Here is an 18,900-nt window from a genome sequence, read left to right on the forward strand (position 1 = left end):
TCTGCTGAGCACAATAGCAGGTGAAAAAACAGGTTGCCAGCAATGCACCGCCCCCACCTGTTTTTTCACTGGAGAATTATGCATTCCTCGCTACAATAGACTGCAATTTCCTCAGCATTTTCTCCTTGCTGCCATTTAAGGCGGCTTTTTTGTCTCTTAAATAACAACAATAGATACTCAAAATAATTCGAGTTGCAGGGAAGCGGTGAGTAAGGTCCGGGACATAAACCGCTGTGTGACCGGGGCAAACGAACGCAACCAACAAACCTGCAGCCTGGAGTATGAAGAGTAATAAGGTGTAAACGTGCAAAAGTATGTAATAGAAGCGCGTCAGTTATTAGCTCTGGCAATTCCGGTGATTCTTGCGCAAATCGCCCAAACCGCAATGGGATTCGTCGATACCGTCATGGCTGGAGGTTACAGCGCGACGGACATGGCGGCCGTTGCCATCGGGACCTCCATCTGGCTACCGGCCATTTTGTTTGGTCATGGACTGCTGCTGGCATTAACGCCAGTGATTGCGCAGCTCAATGGCTCTGGTCGCCGCGATCGCATTGCCCATCAGATACGCCAGGGATTCTGGCTTGCGGGCAGCGTATCCATTTTGATTATGGTGGTGCTGTGGAACGCGGGATACATTATCCGTTCCATGCATAACATCGATCCGGCGCTGGCAGATAAAGCAGTCGGTTACCTGCGTGCGCTGTTGTGGGGAGCACCGGGGTATCTGTTCTTCCAGGTTGCCCGTAACCAGTGCGAGGGGCTGGCCAAAACCAAACCGGCGATGGTAATGGGGTTTCTCGGCCTGCTGGTGAACATTCCGGTTAACTATGTTTTCATCTATGGACATTTGGGTATGCCGGAACTCGGCGGCGTTGGCTGCGGCGTAGCGACGGCGGCAGTGTACTGGGTGATGTTTATCGCCATGCTCTCTTATGTCAAACATGCACGATCAATGCGAGATATCCGTAATGTGCGTGGCTTCCAGAAACCAGACACCGCAGTAATGAAACGTCTGGTCCAGTTGGGTTTACCCATTGCGCTGGCGTTATTTTTTGAAGTCACACTGTTTGCCGTAGTCGCACTGTTGGTTTCCCCACTGGGAATTGTTGATGTCGCCGGACACCAAATCGCACTGAACTTTAGCTCGTTAATGTTCGTACTGCCGATGTCGCTGGCTGCCGCCGTTACGATCCGCGTCGGTTATCGTCTGGGCCAGGGCTCTACGCTGGATGCGCAAACCGCCGCCAGAACAGGCTTAGGGGTCGGCGTTTGCATGGCGATGATAACCGCAATCTTCACCGTCACATTGCGTGAGCAAATTGCCCTGCTTTACAACAATAACCCTGAAGTCGTGACGCTGGCCGCCCAGTTGATGTTACTGGCCGCCGTATATCAAATCTCAGACTCTATCCAGGTCATCGGCAGCGGGGTCTTACGTGGTTATAAAGATACACGTTCTATTTTCTTTATTACCCTGACGGCATACTGGCTGCTGGGTTTACCGAGTGGATATATTCTTGCGCTGACCGATCTGGTTGTCGATCGCATGGGGCCTGCAGGCTTCTGGATAGGCTTTATTATTGGCCTGACCTCCGCTGCAGTGTTGATGATGCTGCGGATGCGCTATCTGCAACGCCAGCCGTCATCCATTATTTTGCAACGCGCCGCCCGATAACACGCAAATAGCCACCGCCTGGTGGCTATTTTTTTACCAGTTTCAGAATGGACTGGCATTACGGGCATTGATCAACTTTGCGCTAATGGGATGCACAAAATTCAATTCACTGGCATGTAGCATCAGCCGGGGCGTTCGTTCAGTACCGGGCAACAAGCGACCACCATACAGATCACAACCTAAAATAGGATGCCCCAACTGCTGGCAATGAATGCGCAACTGATGTGTGCGTCCGGTCTCCGGGCTGAGCTGCACCCGCGTCAATGGCAATAACGTCCCTTGCTCCACTTCGTGATAAAAGCGCTCGACAACCCGGTAATGCGAGCGCGCAGGCTTGCCGTTCACAGGGCAAATCGTCATCAGCGGAAACAGTGCTGGATCTTTGGCTATCGCCGCATCGATTACCCCTTCGTCATGATCCAGATGCCCGCAGAGTAAGGCGCTATACATTTTAGTCACCGTTCGCTGGCTGAATTGCTGACAAAGTGCGGCGTTGATAGCTTTATTCCGCGCAATGACCATTAGCCCGGATGTTCCGAAGTCAAGACGGTGGACCAAAGTGCAGCCGGGAAAAATCTGTACCAGCCGGTGATGCACTGAATCGAGATTTTGCGGATTTTTCCCGGAAAGGCTGAGTAACCCGGCGGGTTTGTTGATAAGCACCAGGTGTTCATCCTGATAGAGCGTCTCTATCTCATCATGGCACGGCGGGGCAATAAAGGTATCGAAAATAGTAGACATCAGGCTGCCCGGATGGAGTGTGGGTGTGGATCATAACGAATTTTAAGCCTGCTGGCGAATCCAGGTTAAATTTAATGGTTAGCAAAATATTAATATAGACTTTAACCGGAGACTAAACGCTATGGCTTACTATTCCACGCTGATGCGCAAAATTCAAAAATACACGCCACCCCCTATAAATAAACAATGACTAAACGAGTTTATTATAAACATAAAATTAGTAACTGGTCGGATATGAGTCCATTGCAATAAATAAGAATATGCGACTCCTTTCCCTTACGATGAAATGGTAAAAATGAAAAAGTTAATGACGGCAATGGTTGTCGCTACAGCATTATCAGGCTGCGCACAACAAACCTTTGAAATAAATCATGGAATTTCTGAGAAACCAACTCAAGAAACCAGACAAACCTTTTTTGTTAACGGTATTGGACAGTCGCAAACCATTAATGCAGCGCGGGTTTGTGGCGGTGCTGATAAAGTTATTCGTACCGAAGTACAGGAATCAGGTATGGATGTTTTCTTACGAATCATCACTATTGGTATCTATACCCCTAAAGAAGCCAGAGTCTATTGCTCCAAATGATCCCTGTCAGCAGGCATTCCTGGAATGCCTGCTGCACTTTTGCAGTTCGGTGCCGCTATAGCTTACTCCTTTTGTTAACCCGCGGTTTAATGCCAGATCTTCTGATAACAGAATTACAATGTTGACAAACTATTTTGTTCGTTACTCTCATTCAGTTCATAGTTGAAACATTATGTAATGATTTAGAATTTGAGTATCGCCATTTTATATTTGATGTTGACATTTAGTTCTGTCATTACTTAAGGACCAACTCAGAAGGAGGCTTTCAATGCAAAAATATTTCCATTATCACTCGCAATATTGGGTATTCCTCGCAATTGCACTGGTCATTTACATACTGGCATTTCGTTAATACATATTGTCAATTGATTGCCTGCATTATATAAAAATGAATGCAGTTCAAATCTGTATACAGTTCCCTGGTAAAAAAACCAGAACAAATATGAATACTCTTTAGCGTATGATCTTCGCTTATAAGCTCACATGAAATGACGAAATCATTCTTTTCAGTGCAACGAGACAGACCCATTAGTTCACTCGAGTTAAAGATTTACCGCAACTATCGTGTGGTTCATGGAATACGCATTGCTGTGGCATTTGTTTTGACTTTTTTACTTATAAGAATGATGAAGTTACCCGATCATTCGTGGCCCCTTATTACACTTATCGTCGTTATGGGGCCTGTCAGCTACATGGGCAACGTAATTCCCAGAGCGTTTGAACGCATGGCGGGTACCGTAACGGGAGCGATTCTGGGGATCATCGCACTACACATTGAAGTCTATTCTCTACCCTTAATGCTGTTGTGGTGCGGCTGCGCTGCTTTCTTTTGTGGTTTTTTGGCTATCAGCAAACGTCCATATGCAGCCTTACTGGTAGGGATAACGCTGGCAGTAGTTAGCAGTGCTCCTGCCGGAGATATACAAACAGCGCTATGGCGTAGTACCAATATCATTTTAGGCTGTATTCTGGCGATGCTGTTTACCAGCATACTTCCCCAAAGGGCATTCATTAACTGGCGTATTCAGCTGGCCGATTTTTTATCTGATTATTTAAAAATCAATACTGCGGGCGTCTCGCGTAACGTGCTTTATCCTCCCAGAATGACCAGTCTGCAAACCCGGGCATTGAATAAAGTCGTCAAAATGCGCAATCTGATCACGCCAGTAAATAATGAAACCCGGATACCGATAAAACTGCTTGAAGAAATTCAGTCAATAACCCGTGATATGGTTGCCGCACAAAAATTTCAGCTCAACGCTCACTGGGCCTCACGCAGAAGTCGCTTTTTGATTCTAAACTCCCATGCTCTTTCCGATATGCAGGAAATGACTCAACACACGCTCAGAGCACTAGCTCATGCCCTGCATAAAGGAAACCCCTCACCAATAGCCTCAAACAGTGAACGTCTGAATGAAATCACTCAAGAATTACATGACCTTTTACTTTCTTGTGAAAGTGATGAAGTCATGGAAAGCGCGGTTCACGGATACGTCTGGTTAAGTATACAACTCACTGTTCAGCTTGAGACATTGTCTTCTTTAATCAACAGAGCGCTTACAGAGAAATGACTGAATATATCAATAATGATGAATTTAGTTTCTTCACCGGGAAAATGACCGAGAAATAATATAGCTGTTGGCACACGTCCTATCCCCCCACAAATTAGCGGGTATTCGCAGTGAAAGTTGGTAAATTTGCTGAACGGTTCTATAGTCGAGGCTGCTTCTCAGTTACAGGATTCACTAATGCGATTTAACGGACTGACCAAAGGTTTCTTCATTTTCATTCTTGCCCTCGTCACATGGGCGTTCTTCGACGTGCTGTCCCCCTACTTTTCCGCGATTCTGTGGGCCGCAATATTAACCACAATCTTTAACCCGGTGAAAAATAAACTTCGCAGCGCACTGGGGGATCGCAACGGGCTGGCATCGCTGATTACCATCGGTATTATCTGTCTGATTGTCTTTATCCCTCTGATGGTGATCCTGTCATCGCTGGCGATTGAACTGAATGTGGTTTACACCAAGCTGCAACAGAACAATACGCAGTTCCCGGAAGTGGTTAGCTCGATCCTGTCGTACATTCCGGACTGGGCCAGAACGTTCCTCGCGGAACACAATCTCGATAATGTCACGCAGATCCAGAAAAAACTCTCTGACATTGCGTTACAGGGCGGGCAGTACCTCGCTGGTAGCGCGTTCCTGATCGGTAAGGGGACCTTCGGCTTTGCCATCAGTTTTGGCATTATGCTGTATTTACTGTTTTTCTTGCTGAAGGATGGGCCGTATCTGGTTCGACAGATTCTGGATTCGTTACCACTCTCAGATTTTGCCAAACAGCATCTGTTCGCCAAATTCGTCGGCGTTACGCGGGCGACGGTAAAAGGCACTGCGGTGGTTGCCGTTGTTCAGGGTACGCTGGGGGGTATTGCTTTTGCGATAGTCGACATTGACGGTAGCATTCTGTGGGGCGCGCTGATGGCGTTTCTTTCACTGGTTCCCGCGGTTGGTTCAGCGATTGTCTGGGTGCCAGCAGCCATTTTCCTCTTCGCCACACAGCAAATTTGGCAGGGACTGTTTATCGTCGGATTTTTCGTGATTATTGTCGGTCTGGTGGACAATATCCTGCGCCCGCTACTGGTGGGTAAAGACACTAAAATGCCTGACTACCTGATTCTGATTTCCACACTCGGCGGGATGGAGATCTACGGAATCAACGGTTTTGTTATCGGCCCTCTGATTGCTGCGCTGTTCCTTGCCAGCTGGAACCTGTTCTCCGGTCGTGACCACGAAGGAAATGCCGAAGGAATCGACGAAGCGTTTATGGAAGAAGGAAAAAATCCTCCAGATTTGTAATGGTGTGACGATAACAAAAGGCGGCCAATGGTCGCCTTTTTATTATCACGCAAAATCATACGTTTCCTATAATTTCAATCATGCTTATTCATTAATCGTCGCAAAAGGAACTCACAGGTGCGAATCGCCACAATAACTAACTGGGCCTATAGCGCGACGGTATGTCTGACCATTGTCTCCGGCGTCGTCATGCTGATGGCGTCCAACGCAGATAATACCGAACGCCAGGCGGTAGAGCAGCGGTATGTATTCGACAAACTGACCGGGGAGGTGGAAACCGACGCCTGGTCGCTGTCTGATTTGGCCCGTTTGTACGCTGTCACTAAAAACCCTGACACCCTGGACACCTATCGCCAGAAGGAAACGTCGCTAAAAGAGATTGAGCACCGGCTGGCGAACCTGAAAGACGCCGGGGCAACGGGCGAAGAATTGGCGCTATTGCATGAAGGGCTACAAATCGTTGATACATTGCAGGAAGAGCAAGCGATGGCGTTTTCCAGCGTGGCGCGCGGAGAAGATCAGCAAGCCATCGCCCTGCTCTCCAGTAAAGCCTATGAACAGGAACTGGAGCGAGCGCAGGATCGGATAGACCATTTTCGGCAGATACTCGACAATCGTGTTCGCGACACGATTCAGGAAGCTACTCAGGCATCCCGCACCCTGCGCACGCTGTCAGAAGTGATGGTTGGACTGACGGCGCTGTTATTTTTGTTTGTCCTCGGATTTATTCTAAAACGCCGCGTGCTACGCCCCGTCGTGCGCCTCAGTGACGTTGTTCACCGACTGGCTTCACAGGATTACGCCGTTGAAACGCCCAATTTCAACCAGATTGATGAGATCGGAGATATGGCGCAGGCAATCCGAATTTTTCGCGAGAACGGTCTGGTGCGACAGCGACTGGAGAAAGAGCGTGATGCAGACTGGGCGATACGCGAATTATTGGCACGTATGACGCAGCGTTTACAAGGTTGCGAGAATTTTGCGGATGTGATCAACGTAGCGGAGCTTTTTGCACCAAACATTGCGCCCGGGATTGCTGGTCGACTCTACATCCTTGATCGGGATCCCTGGCAGATGCGCTGTGTCGCTGAATGGCTTTCATCTGAGGGCAAAGCGGATGCTTTCCACCCGGATGAATGCTGGGCAGTTCGTCGTGGGCAGAGCCATCCACCGGTACACGGTGAGCCGGATATCGCCTGCTACCATCTGCCGGAATCGTGCCAAAATCACTCGCTGTGTGTGCCGCTGATTGCCCAGGGCGAAGCGATTGGTCTGCTCTCATTCCAGAATCTAAGCGAGGAAAGCGCACCTTCCCGAGCCTATCTGGAACTGATGGCGGAGGCACTCGGCCTGGCCTTAGCCAACCAGCGTCTACGCGACGCATTGCTGGAAAAGGCGCTCTATGATCCCCTGACCGGTCTGCGCAACCGTCATCATCTGGAAGATACCCTGCGAACCCAGATGAGCCAGGCAATACGCAATCAGGAGCCACTCAGTTGCCTGATGATCGATATCGATCACTTCAAAAACATAAATGACCGTTTTGGTCACGAAGCGGGTGACGGCGTCATCAAAAGCGTCGCAGCCATTATTCAGCGCGTTGTACACGACAATGGAATGGCCTTTCGTTACGGCGGCGAAGAGTTCCTGGTCCTGCTGACCAGCATGGGTGAAGAGGCCGCGAACCGACTCGCGACGGATATTTACAACGGCGTACGCGAACTGTCACTGCGTTTTGGCGTGTCGGATATTGGCCATGTTGATGTCTCTATCGGCGTTGCCAGTTACCCGCAACACGCGCAAAGCGACAACCTGCTACGTGCCGCAGACGTGGCGCTCTATCGCGCAAAAGAGTTGGGTCGTTCGCGTATTGTGAGCTTTGGTATGCTGGAAGCAGGCTGAAATATTCTCCATCCTGAAATGAGGGTTTAACATGCTGACAGGACTAAACCATCTCACTCTTGCTGTTAGTGATGTAGCAAGAAGTTTTGATTTTTACGTGAACGAGCTTGGTTTTGTCCCTCAGGCCAGGTGGAGTCGCGGGGCCTATCTTTCACTGGGAGAGCTATGGTTATGCCTTTCCGCCGATGTCGTTAAACCTCAGTTGGACTATACCCACTACGCATTCAGCATCCAATCCGATAAATTTGCCCCTTTCGTTGAGAAACTGCGGTCATCCGGCATTGTCGAATGGAAGTCGAACAAGAGCGAAGGCCAATCCATTTACTTTCTGGATCCGGATGGACACAAGCTGGAAGTACATATTGGTAGTTTAGAGAGTCGGCTCAACGAGTGCAAAGCACATCCTTATGAAAAAATGGAGTTTTTCTGATGCAACTCGTGCGCCAATCCATCTATGTGTTTGTCCGTTTAAATATCTTTTCCCGGAAGGCTTCCAGGTGATATTTTTGCAAAAAGCCATCAACCTCCTGAGCCCATCGTATCCCCTCACCAAGAACAGCGCGGCTATGCGTTGATGTATAAAAATAGCCTGTATCGTAGAGATTTATCAGCGTCTGGTTTATCGCTGCAATTCGATGTTCAGGATTATTGAGCTGTTGCTTTTCCAGCGCCCGCATAATTCGTTGCTGGTGAACAGGATCTGAGGGGAACTCTCTTTCATTTAGTTCACTCAACACTAAGAAAGACGGCGCAATTTCCTCTTTAACTGCAGCCTGCAAACGGTAATGACCATCAAGGATCACAAACGCTCCCAGCCCGCCGATATACCAGACCAGCACTGGAGGCAATGTTCCCTCGCGAGATTTTTTACGCCACCATTTAACCCTGCCGGCATCCGGGCTTACGGGGTAACGCCCAAGTAGCAGATGGTTTCCCCACCACCAGTCGACTAGTCTGACTTTTTCCGGCTGGACAAGATCGGGAAAATCTTCACCGTAAAGCGTCCAGCGACAGCCAAAATTACCGCTACTTTCAGGAGAGTCAAAACGCCAGTTTTTAACAGGAAGTGACTGTTGTAATGAGTATGGCGATGAACGTCGGGTCAACTCCATTGGACTGAGTAACCAACGTCGAGGTGACAGTAGTGGCGCTGGCGCATTCATTAATTGACGAGAAAAATAACGACACCATTCACTCGTCCATGCCCTTTTCCCTTTGCTTTTGATCCGTTCAATATCTTCAGACGTAACGCAAGGTAATAACGCCTGCGGGCCTGAATGTTCCGAATTAAACACCACCCAGACACCAGAATGATCTTCCAGCATTGAAGCCCAGAATAATGTCTCTCCAGAGATCTGCAACGCCATCCGACCGTAGCGGCCACTTAGCATATCCATCACCGGCCCGGCTTTATGACTCTTCTTGAGGGTAAACTCCAGGCCTTGCCAGTTATTATCGCGATCACAAAGATCCTGCCACCAATACTCCGTCATGGTCTTCTTCCCTGATAATTATGCGAATTATTTTAAGGCGTTCACCCTGCCGACGAGTTACCGGCGGCTCACCGGGCTGTCGTGCTTTGTATTGCTATCTTCCCGGATCTCAACAGCGCCATCTCTTGCTTGCAGAGCAGTACTACTGCCTGGCGACCTTTTACACGATGGGATGTGAGCGCTCTTTTCACTGTACGGCGAGACGCGCCAGATTCCAGCATCTGATAACACATCAGAGAGAGCGCATGTTTGTTTTTCATCGAGTTAACCTTGTTTAGTGAATCCGTGCAGTAGCAGCACCAGGGCAATATTTTACTACTATCTGCGCTGGCATTACTAACACCACGGTCAAAACCAGCCCCCGACAGGAATCATTTACCATCCCGTCACCACGTTGTCCCCTCGAGAAATAGAACAAAAAACAACCAAAGCAGATATAATTTAAGTGCGACCATGCGCGTATTCAATCTAAGGAGGTGCGCAATGGACAAAGCAGAAGTGAAGTCATTCGGTATTCCAGACGAAATTCGCGAATTTCCACATGGACGACTGGAGCTTCTCAATATAGGAGGAGCGATCGTCGGTCGTGCAGTACTGGAACCAGGCTGGCGTTGGGCAACATCCGTTCAACCCATCGCAGGTACGAAGAGTTGTGAAGCCCCTCACTTTCAGTATCACGTTGCCGGGGTGCTACGGGTGAAGATGGATGATGGTAGTGAATTCGATTGTCTGCCCGGTAACTTGTCACGCATCCCCCCGGGTCACGATGCCTGGGTGGTTGGGGATGAATCTGTAGTCATCGTTGATTTCCAGGGAATGGTGGACTGGGCCAGGCATAAAGACATCGCCTGTAACGACTCGCCATAACGTAAAAGACACGGAGGAATTTTGTATCACCAGCGGGTGTTGAATGATGCAGCCTGTACTCAGCAATAGCCAGGCACGTTGTTTAACCCCCGGATGGTCCTTTCTGAGCCAGTGAAAGCCGCGGTGTTATAGAGTTGATTATTTTCACCGCAGCACGGTTATTACCGCCATCCGCCATACTCGCAAAATACCGCACATGTTGTTGATACGGGTTGCGAATTTTAGCGATTCATTTTTAGCCAGTACGACTCCTGGCATTTACTGCGAAAAGTTTTCTCCCGCGGTCTGATATCCCGACCCGCCGCATCAACAATCCCCCATTTGATACAGCATTCCGGGCATATGTCTGATAGCGGTTGAACCAACTCATTTTCGCAAATACAACTGATAACGACCCCTGAATCATGATGCCAGGTCATATGGGAGATCTCTACTTCCGCCAAATCATCTCGATTCCAGAGCTCTTCAATGCAAATGACATTTTTCCCATTTTTAATTGCATTTACATAGTCGGCCAGGTTGTCCATCGCTTAATTTTCCAATAGATTGATGAGCGAATGTAAGGTAATCGCTGATTAGTTTTTCTCGCAACTCTGAAACCGTAACAAATTTCTGCACGATCCCCAATAACTCTCATCACTCAATCCCTATAGCTCCCGGAAACCAGGTGCATCACCTGGATATCAGTTTCACTGCAGGGAACGGTCAATTCCCGTCCCCTGCTCCGTCTTTTACCCCTCAGGCATAGCCGAAGAATGGTGCGTAGAAATTTTCCACTCTTTACCATCCCAGGCATAGGTGAAAGTGTAACGCGCTGAAACTGTGGACTTATCCGCGAAGGTAAATGTATAAGTTCCGGTGTCTATCGCCTTATTACAGCCAAGACGAATGGTACGAGTGTCGATTTTCCCGGTCGGTTTCTTCGCAAGAAAATGTTCAAAATAATCAATGCGTTCAGCATCCGTTAAACGGGCTTTATTGGATACTGTAGGTAACAATACCGCATCACTAAGATAGTTTTCAGAAACTGTCTTCGCGTCGCCCGTTTTCAGCGACTCGTTCCACTTATCAAACAGGGCTTCGATTTGAGCTTCATTCACCTTCACACAGTCGGGAGCTGGTGCAGCAAAAACGGGAGCTGTCAGAATAGTAAGTGAAACTGCAAGACCTGGTAATTTATTCATACTAATCATTCCATTAGCGGTTATACGACAATGAAAACGTCATTGATAACCAGGTTGAAAATCAAACTGCATGCCATTCCAGTGGAAATCATCAGCAGACACGGAGAGAGATAGATAACGTTCCCATGAAGGGGAAAGGTATTTAATACAATGAAATATTTAGAGATTTCTGGTTAACATCGCTTGTATAGCGTGGTTTAACTACCTTCATTATTATAGTTCAGCAATTGCACGCTTTCTGAGCGCCCGCGCGTTTGAACATATTCAGCAGGTTCATACACTCCACTGGCTTGAATGAACTACAGGCTCCCTTCGGGATCACACTTTTCAGACCTGGTTATTCACTTACAAAAACCAGGTGTTATCATTCACGCCGTAAATACCTATCAACTCAATCCGAGGCTTTGATGCTGGAGAATGTAATCATCCGATAATCAGCTTCCCGACCTTTTCAGGCCGGACTGATTATCAATGCGCCGAAATTGTATGCGGACACCGCTGTGTGTTTGCACGTTTTGCACATGATGATTAAACAGGTTTTCCAGTATGAATTTATCCCGTCAGGAACAACGTACCTTACACATTCTCGCCAAAGGTGGGCGTATTGCGCACGTCCGTGATTCGTCAGGCCGCGTTACCTCTGTTGAATGCTACAGTCGCGAAGGACTTTTGCTCGCAGACTGTACGCTTGCCGTCTTCAAAAAACTCAAAACAAAAAAACTGATTAAATCCGTCAATGGTCAGCCCTACCGCATTAATACCACCGGGCTGAACAATGTTCGCGCCCAGTCCGATAACCGTTAAGGAGAGGATGATGGATATCGATAGCATTATTTTTACCGCGGGTCACATACAGCTGTCACCGGATGAAGACAAAATCCCCTGGGACGAACCCGCTTTTAGCCAGCGTATGCTGGAAAATCATTTGTCGCAGGAACATGACTGGGCAAGCCGCAGACTGACCGTAATTGAACAACAGATAGCGTGGATTGCCCGCCAGTTACCTGATGGGGCACGCATTCTTGATCTCGGCTGCGGCCCTGGTTTTTATACCCGCCTGTTAGCGGAGCGCGGTTTTAGCTGCACAGGAGTGGACTTTTCACCGGCATCCATCCAATGGGCATGCCAGCAGGCGCAAATCTCCGGTCTGAATATTGAATACATCCAACAGGATATCCGAACATACAGCCCGGATGATCCGTTCGATTTCATCATGATGACCTTTGGGGAACTGAACGTATTCAGCGCATCAGACACTTGCTACCTCATCAGCAACTGTGGGCGATGGCTGGTACCAGGTGGCAGGATGCTCATTGAGGTTCATACCTACGATGAGGTTAAACGTCAGGGTATGGCGCCTGCGAACTGGCAGCGTTGTCCACAGGGCTTGTTCCTTGCTGTTCCTCATCTGTTGTTGACCGAAAACAGTTGGGATGAAGAGGCGCAAATCAGTTCAACACGGTTCTGGGCAATAGAGGCGAATGGTCGAGCTACCCGGTTCGGCAGTCAAATGAAGGCCTGGCATGGTGATGAATATACCAGCCTGCTCGCTAACGCGGGCCTTAGCATAAAACAGTGCCCGGACAGTGCAGAGTGGCCGGTCAGCGAGACGTTTGCTGGCAAGCTATTTGCTCTGCTGGCTGAAAAAGCTAACCCCTGTGAACAAAACCCGCTGAATACGCCATCGATAAAAGGAATTAACTAATGGATATCCCACGTATTTTTACCATTAGCGAAAGTGAACACCGCATTCATAACCCGTTCACACCAGAAAAGTATGCCACACTGGGCCACATGTTACGTATGAAGCCGGGTACGAGTATTCTCGATCTCGGCAGCGGTTCGGGTGAGATGCTCTGCACCTGGGCGCGCGATTATGGTATTACCGGCGTCGGCATTGACATGAGTCCCCTCTTCACCGCGCAGGCAAAACGACGTGCAGATGAACTCGGCGTCAGCGAACGAGTCCATTTTATTCATAACGACGCGGCCGGTTACGTTGTTGATACAAAATGTGACATAGCGGCCTGCATCGGTGCCACCTGGATTGCAGGTGGCGTCGTCGGGACGATTAAATTGCTGGCAAAGAGCCTCAGGCCTGGAGGAATTATTCTCATCGGGGAACCGTACTGGCGTCATGTCCCAGCCACGGAGGAGATCGCCGAAGCCTGTGGCGTCTCGTCCATGGCTGATTTTCTCCCTCTTCCCGAACTGGTATCGTCTTTTGATGAACAAGGCTATGACGTAGTAGAAATGGTGCTGGCGGACCAGGATGGTTGGGACAGGTATGAAGCCGCGAAGTGGATGACCATGCGCCGGTGGCTGGAAGAAAACCCAGACGATGACTTTGCGAAAGACGTTCGGGCAGAACTGACGATAGCTCCCATACGCCATGTTAGATGGACGAGAGAGTATTTGGGTTGGGGCGTGTTTGCATTAATGCCACGTTAATTTGAAGGAGGACACTGGTATAGCTGAAAAGCTATACCAGTTGACGCAGGCAAGTGAATCGCCCTGGTTTAGCAGACACCTCAGAGTCATTTAAGATGGCGTTGGTATGCTAACCCACAGTCAACACTAACATCTGCTATTTGCTCACTGCGGACCTTCAGCTCAGGTAACTTGTTCGCTTCGTACCAATAGCAGATTTTAGTAGTTCTAGAAATCTCTCATGCCGAGGCCTAATTTTGGCGACCACTACACTTGAACATACAGACATTAGGGTGACAATAAAGTACGCTCATTTTGTACCGGATCATCTCAACGAAAGCATACTTTTACCCCTCTTAACAACATGGATTAAATGATGTTATGGAAAATAAATACAAACATGACCTACACGAAATTCTTTGTTTGAAAACGGTTGGTGAAGCTTTCGAAGCTTATCGCGTCGATGATTACGACAAAATGATCATTGAGTGGGCAGAAAGAGAACTACTCTCCGGCAATAGTTCTGAATCATTATTAATTTTAGCCTCCCTCAATTTAGATAAACATCCTGATTCAGATGAAATTGAGCGCTACCTTCATGCATATATGCTTGAAAAAAACATAGTTATACCCAGCATCAGCGCGAGTGCTATTACGTGGCTAAGGATCAAAGCCTGGTTTCTAATGAATGCCGGTACTTCCAAAGAAGTAGAGTTACGGCTGCATCAAATCCCAGCGTTTCACTTATCTCCGAGCTCCCGTATCTTTAGCAACATCTGCTGGAAGTTTTACAGCATATACGACGAACTCTATGATGATTGGGGACCTGAATATCCTTCTAAGGCCTCAGCGATGAGCGAAGCAGACATTCTTGAATTTGTAAAATGCCGCGTGAAGCCCTTCTATCGCATTCTCTGCAGTTCCGATTGGGCCTGGGTTCTGGCCCGCGCAGCATAAGCAATCTCATGGCAGCAAAATGTCAGGAGCGGACGTCGATAAAATCTATCGGGCATTACGCGGAGATAATCCAACAATGGCTGGGATGGAAGCTTATTTCACGCCCGCAGTATAAATTATTCGAGCTGACTTAATGAGTCTGCTAAAAAGCAGAAGATTGGCTCGTGAGAAGAGAATCAAGAGAAGCTACTCGTCCCGCCGCACTGACTGAAACTCAATGGGAACTTGCTCTTTATCGAAACCTATAAACCAGTAAATATCACCGCCAGGACCTACCATCGGCACTTCTCCCCATCCCTGATGAAACAGTGCCCGGTGCCAGTCTGGCCTAATGAGACCACGCCGCTTGAGCCGCTCCCCATTGCATGTTGCAGCCCGCATGGAAGGGAAATGAATAAAAAAGCTAAATGGCAGTCCCTCATTTTTCGCACGTCGCAGTTGAATGGATAGCCAGCGCTGATTGCGCTGACGAAGCTTTCTTTTCAAAATGTATCCTTGCGCAAGAGGTTACCTACAGTGTCAGAGCATTAGTGTAAAAATGTATCGCCACGTTTACCAGCGCCTCGTGGGAAACAGCAGGAACTATCGGTATGGCGATGATTGCGTATAATGCGCTGCGATAAACTCTGAAAATTGCCGTGGCTAATGATATGACTCTCAATCGCTGTTGTTATTTCCTACTGATCGTCGCGGCGATCGGAAGCTTTTTTACGTCGTCTCCTTTAGTCATGTGGTTCCTGCTCGCCAACATACTGACGCTGGTAATTTACGGCGTGGACAAAATAGCAGCACGTAAGGCCTGGCGCAGAGTGCCAGAATTCACTTTGCTGGTGTTTGGCGTTGTAGGTGGGTGGGCTGGCGCGATTATTGGGCAGCAACTCTTCCGCCATAAAACACAAAAACAGCCATTCAAAACATACTTCATCATCAGCGTGATATTGAGTGTCTCAGCAATGGCGGCGGTTTATCAGTTCTATCCGTTTTCACTTTCCTGAGCGTCAGCTATGTGCGCACTATCCGGTCAATTTCCATCACGGACTTTGTCGTTCTGATCATTCACATCTTATAGTTACAGGATGATGTCCGGGAGGGTGGCTATTTTTGGAATCAGATCTATTATCCACCCTGCCCTTAAATTAATTGGATTATAGATTAAGTGTTATACAGTGAAATTCCGTACCTTGCCCATAATGTGACTTTTTGTTAAAGTCAAAAAATCAACGTCAAATACTTTGCGTATTACATGGACGTTATTTATACAAATAATAAGATGATGGAGCTAAAATGAAGTATGTATTTGCCCTTATGTTAACTGTGGGATTATCCAGTTGTACCGCAAGTGATTGGGTTGATGCTGCAGGTGGCATAATGCAAGCTAAAGACCAACACGAAAAAGACACCAGAAGCAATCGCATAAAAGCCGCTAACAAGGCCGCTGGTTACTAATATTTAAACCAATAAAATAAATAATTACCGGCCTAATGGTCACGGTATTTAAGAAATAGCTATACTCGTCATACGTCAAGTTGCAGGTGTGTTGGCTTCCTGCAACTTGAATTATTTAATGTATATATCCATGTTTACCTACCATTTTGCGGTGAATAATGCGGTATTTATTGCGATAAATACTGGGCAGCAAAAAAAGTGGTGCTATAGTGATTTGAAATTTGACATTATATCTACCTGAGGACGACCTCAGGTACGATCCATCAACCGGGACGGCCCATTCTTCTGTAGGAAGATTTTATGGACCGTTCATGTCTCTGCAGTTCAGTAACTCCATTACTTATATTACACGCCTCAGATGCTTTTGGTTCCTGCTCCCTGCCAGAATACCAGCCATATCAGGCCTGCCCGTCGGGATACCATTCAAATGACCCACTGAGGACATCTGAATGAGCCCGGATATCGCTAATCTCTCCCATCACTGGTCACTGGCGATATTTATAATCGGAGCGATCGGCCTTGGTGCATTACTACTTCTGCTAGCCCGTTTTATGGGCGGACGATCCAGCGGACATAGTAAACATGAACCTTTCGAATCCGGGGTATTGCCAGTAGGCAGTGCCCGTTTGAAACTGTCTGTAAAATTTTATTTGGTCGCACTCCTTTTTATTATTTTTGAAGCTGAAGCGTTGTTCCTGTTTGCTTATGCCATAGCGGTGAGGGAAGCAGGCTGGAGCGGTTTTATTGCGGCAAGCATATTTGTGTTGATCCTCCTCGTCGGGCTCATTTACGAATCACGGATGGGTGTTCTGAATGGCGGTCAGGGGCAGAAAAATAAGCGTCAGAAAGAGGTGTAAGCACTAAAAACCACTATATGCAAAATGAGAATGCAGGGCCGGTAACACGGTACCGGATATTTAGCGCCGGGACGACCCGTCGTGTTCAGTTAAATAAAGGGACGCCCCTTCACAGAACTATAAGGTGTTATTATGCGTAAACTCGTGTGGTTATTAACTTTGGCTGGTTTTCTTTCTGGATTTGTCATCAGCCAACTGCTTGCACAGATATCCGTCTTCCCCACCAGTGTGATGCCGTGGGTAAACGTAACGCTTTCCCTGGGAATGGGTTGTCTGGGATATCTCGCGGGCCATTTCTTCAGGTGGATCGTTTTAAAAACCGATATGAATTAACACATCCTGAAGGTATGTGCATCACGGAGCGGGAACGCAACTCACTTCGTGTATTGATAAATAGCGATGCCGGGCATTCCGGACTCTATGCAGGACGACCTGCCGCTTATTAATCTCAATGGGACGACCCGTATGTAAGGATATTACAATGGCCTGGTTATCTCTGTTTCTGGCAGGTATTTTTGAAGTGGTATGGGCATCAGCAATGAAAGAATCGCACGGGTTTACACGTCTCATACCCAGTGTTCTTACCCTGTTGTTTATGCTCCTCAGTTTTGGTCTCCTGGCCTATTCCATGAAATCCTTGCCTCTGGGAACGGCTTACACTATTTGGGTCGGCATCGGTGCAGTAGGTGCGTTTTTCGTCGGAATTACCCTATTTGGGGAAGCTGTTAACTTTACTCGTCTGCTCGCTGTCGGGCTCATCATTTCCGGTGTAGTGCTCCTCAAACTCGCCACCAAATAAACCCTGCGCCTGCCGGTCAGACAACAACGCCTTCAGGCAAAGTGATCAAGGCGAATACCGCATACCGGCAGGCCGGGAAGAGATATTTCTCTCACAATCAGATATCTTTAAACCTTTCCACTGAGACAGGTTCCGTTCCATGACATTACAAATACGCCAGGCCACGCTGGCCGATTCGGTGTTGCTCAATGAGATGGGGTTTCGCATCTATCGTGCTCACTTTCAGCATATGTGGGTGTCTGAAGCGGAGATGAACGATTTTTTAGTAAGTGAATACTCTCTGTCCACGCTTGAAAAGAGCCTGAGAGACCGTAGTGTCAGTTGGTATGTGGCCGAAACCGACCGCCCAATTGGTTTTGCGAAATTGACATGGCAAAGCACAATACCTGAGACGGAGCTTTCAGGCGTGCTGCTTAACAAGCTCTACCTTTGTCCTGCTGAGACAAGTAAACGCTACGGTCAGTTAATGTTCGAAAGAATTAAAGAGCTTGCCCGGAGTAATGGAAAAGATTTTTTATGGCTGGAAGTTCTTGAACAGAACGAACGCGCTCGCAAATTCTACGACAAACAGGGCATGCAGTTTATTAAAGCGATCGTTTTCGAAACAGCTTCGCAGCGGAGCATTCTTAAGATCATGGGAATATCTCTGTAGACTTGTGCCCTATTACCGGTTGGGATGAACGAAAAACACGCTGCAAACTCAACAAAATATAATCAACTTGCTTAATTACTCTGCAATCGCGTGAAAACATGAAGAAAAATAGCATTTCCCTCTTGCCTCATTCGGCCTCTGCCGCTAATATTCGTCCCCGTTGTCACCTACAACATTGCGTTCATAGCTCAGTTGGTTAGAGCACCACCTTGACATGGTGGGGGTCGTTGGTTCGAGTCCAATTGAACGCACCATTCCAAATTTGTGCGTCCGTAGCTCAGTTGGTTAGAGCACCACCTTGACATGGTGGGGGTCGATGGTTCGAGTCCATTCGGACGCACCACTCAGTTATATCCCTGAATTTCCTAATATTCCCAAACCAGAACACATATAAACTTGGTTATACGTTGTCCTGTTTTAAGCACAGGGAAATGTCCCCTACCCTGTATT

At 47.8% G+C, this 18,900-nt stretch carries 19 protein-coding genes, 2 tRNA genes and 1 pseudogene; 17 read left to right on the plus strand and 5 right to left on the minus strand.

The features are described 5' to 3' along the window. The first annotated feature begins 304 nt into the window (after positions 1–304). A complete protein-coding gene (gene mdtK, locus SK36_RS11015) occupies positions 305–1,678 on the plus strand; it encodes an MdtK family multidrug efflux MATE transporter (protein WP_045442423.1) in 1,374 nt (457 codons plus the stop codon). Between the two features lie 42 nt (positions 1,679–1,720). Here mdtK and SK36_RS11020 read toward each other — a convergent pair whose 3' ends face one another. Continuing rightward, complete coding sequence (locus SK36_RS11020) at positions 1,721–2,419, minus strand: RluA family pseudouridine synthase (protein ID WP_048221529.1); 699 nt, start codon at positions 2,417–2,419, stop codon at positions 1,721–1,723. 295 nt (positions 2,420–2,714) lie between these two features. Here SK36_RS11020 and SK36_RS11025 point away from each other — a divergent pair, with 295 nt between their 5' ends. The 5 genes from SK36_RS11025 (at position 2,715) to fos (ending at position 8,195) form a co-directional block, all read left to right on the plus strand. Next, the gene (locus tag SK36_RS11025; protein ID WP_048221530.1) at positions 2,715–3,005 is read left to right on the plus strand and encodes a Bor family protein; all 291 of its coding nucleotides are present in this window, start codon (positions 2,715–2,717) and stop codon (positions 3,003–3,005) included. A 509-nt stretch (positions 3,006–3,514) separates the two neighbouring features. Continuing rightward, positions 3,515–4,576: an FUSC family protein gene (locus tag SK36_RS11030; RefSeq protein ID WP_048222703.1), complete on the plus strand. Its 1,062-nt coding sequence runs from the start codon at positions 3,515–3,517 to the stop codon at positions 4,574–4,576. A gap of 177 nt (positions 4,577–4,753) precedes the next feature. After that, positions 4,754–5,863: an AI-2E family transporter gene (locus SK36_RS11035; RefSeq protein ID WP_048221531.1), complete on the plus strand. Its 1,110-nt coding sequence runs from the start codon at positions 4,754–4,756 to the stop codon at positions 5,861–5,863. A gap of 117 nt (positions 5,864–5,980) precedes the next feature. After that, on the plus strand, positions 5,981–7,765 hold the full coding sequence (locus SK36_RS11040; RefSeq protein WP_048221532.1) for a diguanylate cyclase: 1,785 nt from the start codon (positions 5,981–5,983) through the stop codon (positions 7,763–7,765). 31 nt (positions 7,766–7,796) lie between these two features. Continuing rightward, complete coding sequence (fos, locus tag SK36_RS11045) at positions 7,797–8,195, plus strand: fosfomycin resistance glutathione transferase (RefSeq protein WP_045442412.1); 399 nt, start codon at positions 7,797–7,799, stop codon at positions 8,193–8,195. Between the two features lie 22 nt (positions 8,196–8,217). On the opposite strand, the gene SK36_RS11050 is transcribed toward fos, so the two are convergent. Together SK36_RS11050 and SK36_RS23660 are read right to left on the minus strand one after the other, a co-directional pair. Next, complete coding sequence (locus tag SK36_RS11050; RefSeq protein ID WP_048221533.1) at positions 8,218–9,258, minus strand: hypothetical protein; 1,041 nt, start codon at positions 9,256–9,258, stop codon at positions 8,218–8,220. A gap of 68 nt (positions 9,259–9,326) precedes the next feature. After that, the gene (locus SK36_RS23660; RefSeq protein ID WP_045442408.1) at positions 9,327–9,518 is read right to left on the minus strand and encodes a hypothetical protein; all 192 of its coding nucleotides are present in this window, start codon (positions 9,516–9,518) and stop codon (positions 9,327–9,329) included. Between the two features lie 223 nt (positions 9,519–9,741). On the opposite strand from SK36_RS23660, the gene SK36_RS11055 reads away from it, so the two are divergent. Next, positions 9,742–10,125, plus strand: a complete 384-nt coding sequence (locus tag SK36_RS11055; RefSeq protein WP_048221534.1) for a cupin domain-containing protein — start codon at positions 9,742–9,744, stop codon at positions 10,123–10,125. 731 nt (positions 10,126–10,856) lie between these two features. On the opposite strand, the gene SK36_RS11065 is transcribed toward SK36_RS11055, so the two are convergent. Continuing rightward, entirely contained in the window at positions 10,857–11,309 is a 453-nt protein-coding gene (locus SK36_RS11065) for an SgcJ/EcaC family oxidoreductase (RefSeq protein WP_045442394.1), read from the minus strand. Between the two features lie 546 nt (positions 11,310–11,855). Here SK36_RS11065 and SK36_RS11070 point away from each other — a divergent pair. From SK36_RS11070 to SK36_RS11085, 3 genes and pseudogenes are all read left to right on the plus strand, one after another. Continuing rightward, complete coding sequence (locus SK36_RS11070; protein WP_048221535.1) at positions 11,856–12,113, plus strand: YjhX family toxin; 258 nt, start codon at positions 11,856–11,858, stop codon at positions 12,111–12,113. Between the two features lie 7 nt (positions 12,114–12,120). Continuing rightward, a pseudogene (locus SK36_RS25050) lies at positions 12,121–13,760 on the plus strand (methyltransferase domain-containing protein). Between the two features lie 360 nt (positions 13,761–14,120). Further along, positions 14,121–14,696, plus strand: coding sequence for a hypothetical protein (locus SK36_RS11085; RefSeq protein ID WP_045442383.1), 576 nt, complete (start codon positions 14,121–14,123; stop codon positions 14,694–14,696). A 186-nt stretch (positions 14,697–14,882) separates the two neighbouring features. Here SK36_RS11085 and SK36_RS11090 read toward each other — a convergent pair whose 3' ends face one another. Continuing rightward, a complete protein-coding gene (locus tag SK36_RS11090) occupies positions 14,883–15,182 on the minus strand; it encodes a hypothetical protein (RefSeq protein WP_048221538.1) in 300 nt (99 codons plus the stop codon). A 164-nt stretch (positions 15,183–15,346) separates the two neighbouring features. On the opposite strand from SK36_RS11090, the gene SK36_RS11095 reads away from it, so the two are divergent. The 7 genes from SK36_RS11095 (at position 15,347) to SK36_RS11125 (ending at position 18,793) form a co-directional block, all read left to right on the plus strand. Then, a complete protein-coding gene (locus SK36_RS11095; protein ID WP_048222706.1) occupies positions 15,347–15,691 on the plus strand; it encodes a DUF1294 domain-containing protein in 345 nt (114 codons plus the stop codon). A 900-nt stretch (positions 15,692–16,591) separates the two neighbouring features. Further along, a complete protein-coding gene (ndhC, locus tag SK36_RS11100) occupies positions 16,592–16,999 on the plus strand; it encodes an NADH-quinone oxidoreductase subunit A (RefSeq protein WP_048221539.1) in 408 nt (135 codons plus the stop codon). 132 nt (positions 17,000–17,131) lie between these two features. Continuing rightward, the gene (locus SK36_RS11105) at positions 17,132–17,332 is read left to right on the plus strand and encodes a hypothetical protein (RefSeq protein WP_048221540.1); all 201 of its coding nucleotides are present in this window, start codon (positions 17,132–17,134) and stop codon (positions 17,330–17,332) included. A 148-nt stretch (positions 17,333–17,480) separates the two neighbouring features. Next, a complete protein-coding gene (gene sugE, locus SK36_RS11110; protein WP_048221541.1) occupies positions 17,481–17,798 on the plus strand; it encodes a quaternary ammonium compound efflux SMR transporter SugE in 318 nt (105 codons plus the stop codon). Between the two features lie 139 nt (positions 17,799–17,937). Then, positions 17,938–18,450, plus strand: coding sequence for a GNAT family N-acetyltransferase (locus SK36_RS11115; RefSeq protein ID WP_048221542.1), 513 nt, complete (start codon positions 17,938–17,940; stop codon positions 18,448–18,450). A 177-nt stretch (positions 18,451–18,627) separates the two neighbouring features. Beyond that, positions 18,628–18,704 (plus strand) — tRNA-Val (locus SK36_RS11120). A 12-nt stretch (positions 18,705–18,716) separates the two neighbouring features. Continuing rightward, positions 18,717–18,793, plus strand: a tRNA-Val gene (locus SK36_RS11125). The last annotated feature ends 107 nt before the right edge of the window (positions 18,794–18,900 follow it).

This window comes from Citrobacter sp. MGH106, from assembly GCF_001037495.1.
In the GTDB taxonomy this organism is placed as follows: domain Bacteria; phylum Pseudomonadota; class Gammaproteobacteria; order Enterobacterales; family Enterobacteriaceae; genus Citrobacter; species Citrobacter murliniae.

Excerpts from the sequence above, each read along its gene's own strand:
- SK36_RS11085 (WP_045442383.1), top strand. The coding sequence starts at position 14,121 with ATGGAAAATAAATACAAACATGACCTACACGAAATTCTTTGTTTGAAA.
- SK36_RS23660 (WP_045442408.1), bottom strand. The coding sequence starts at position 9,518 with ATGAAAAACAAACATGCGCTCTCTCTGATGTGTTATCAGATGCTGGAA.
- SK36_RS11035 (WP_048221531.1), top strand. The coding sequence starts at position 4,754 with ATGCGATTTAACGGACTGACCAAAGGTTTCTTCATTTTCATTCTTGCC.
- SK36_RS11105 (WP_048221540.1), top strand. The coding sequence starts at position 17,132 with ATGCGTAAACTCGTGTGGTTATTAACTTTGGCTGGTTTTCTTTCTGGA.
- SK36_RS11115 (WP_048221542.1), top strand. The coding sequence starts at position 17,938 with ATGACATTACAAATACGCCAGGCCACGCTGGCCGATTCGGTGTTGCTC.
- sugE (WP_048221541.1), top strand. The coding sequence starts at position 17,481 with ATGGCCTGGTTATCTCTGTTTCTGGCAGGTATTTTTGAAGTGGTATGG.
- SK36_RS11025 (WP_048221530.1), top strand. The coding sequence starts at position 2,715 with ATGAAAAAGTTAATGACGGCAATGGTTGTCGCTACAGCATTATCAGGC.
- SK36_RS11095 (WP_048222706.1), top strand. The coding sequence starts at position 15,347 with ATGACTCTCAATCGCTGTTGTTATTTCCTACTGATCGTCGCGGCGATC.
- SK36_RS11050 (WP_048221533.1), bottom strand. The coding sequence starts at position 9,258 with ATGACGGAGTATTGGTGGCAGGATCTTTGTGATCGCGATAATAACTGG.
- fos (WP_045442412.1), top strand. The coding sequence starts at position 7,797 with ATGCTGACAGGACTAAACCATCTCACTCTTGCTGTTAGTGATGTAGCA.
- SK36_RS11070 (WP_048221535.1), top strand. The coding sequence starts at position 11,856 with ATGAATTTATCCCGTCAGGAACAACGTACCTTACACATTCTCGCCAAA.
- SK36_RS11020 (WP_048221529.1), bottom strand. The coding sequence starts at position 2,419 with ATGTCTACTATTTTCGATACCTTTATTGCCCCGCCGTGCCATGATGAG.
- SK36_RS11065 (WP_045442394.1), bottom strand. The coding sequence starts at position 11,309 with ATGAATAAATTACCAGGTCTTGCAGTTTCACTTACTATTCTGACAGCT.
- ndhC (WP_048221539.1), top strand. The coding sequence starts at position 16,592 with ATGAGCCCGGATATCGCTAATCTCTCCCATCACTGGTCACTGGCGATA.
- SK36_RS11055 (WP_048221534.1), top strand. The coding sequence starts at position 9,742 with ATGGACAAAGCAGAAGTGAAGTCATTCGGTATTCCAGACGAAATTCGC.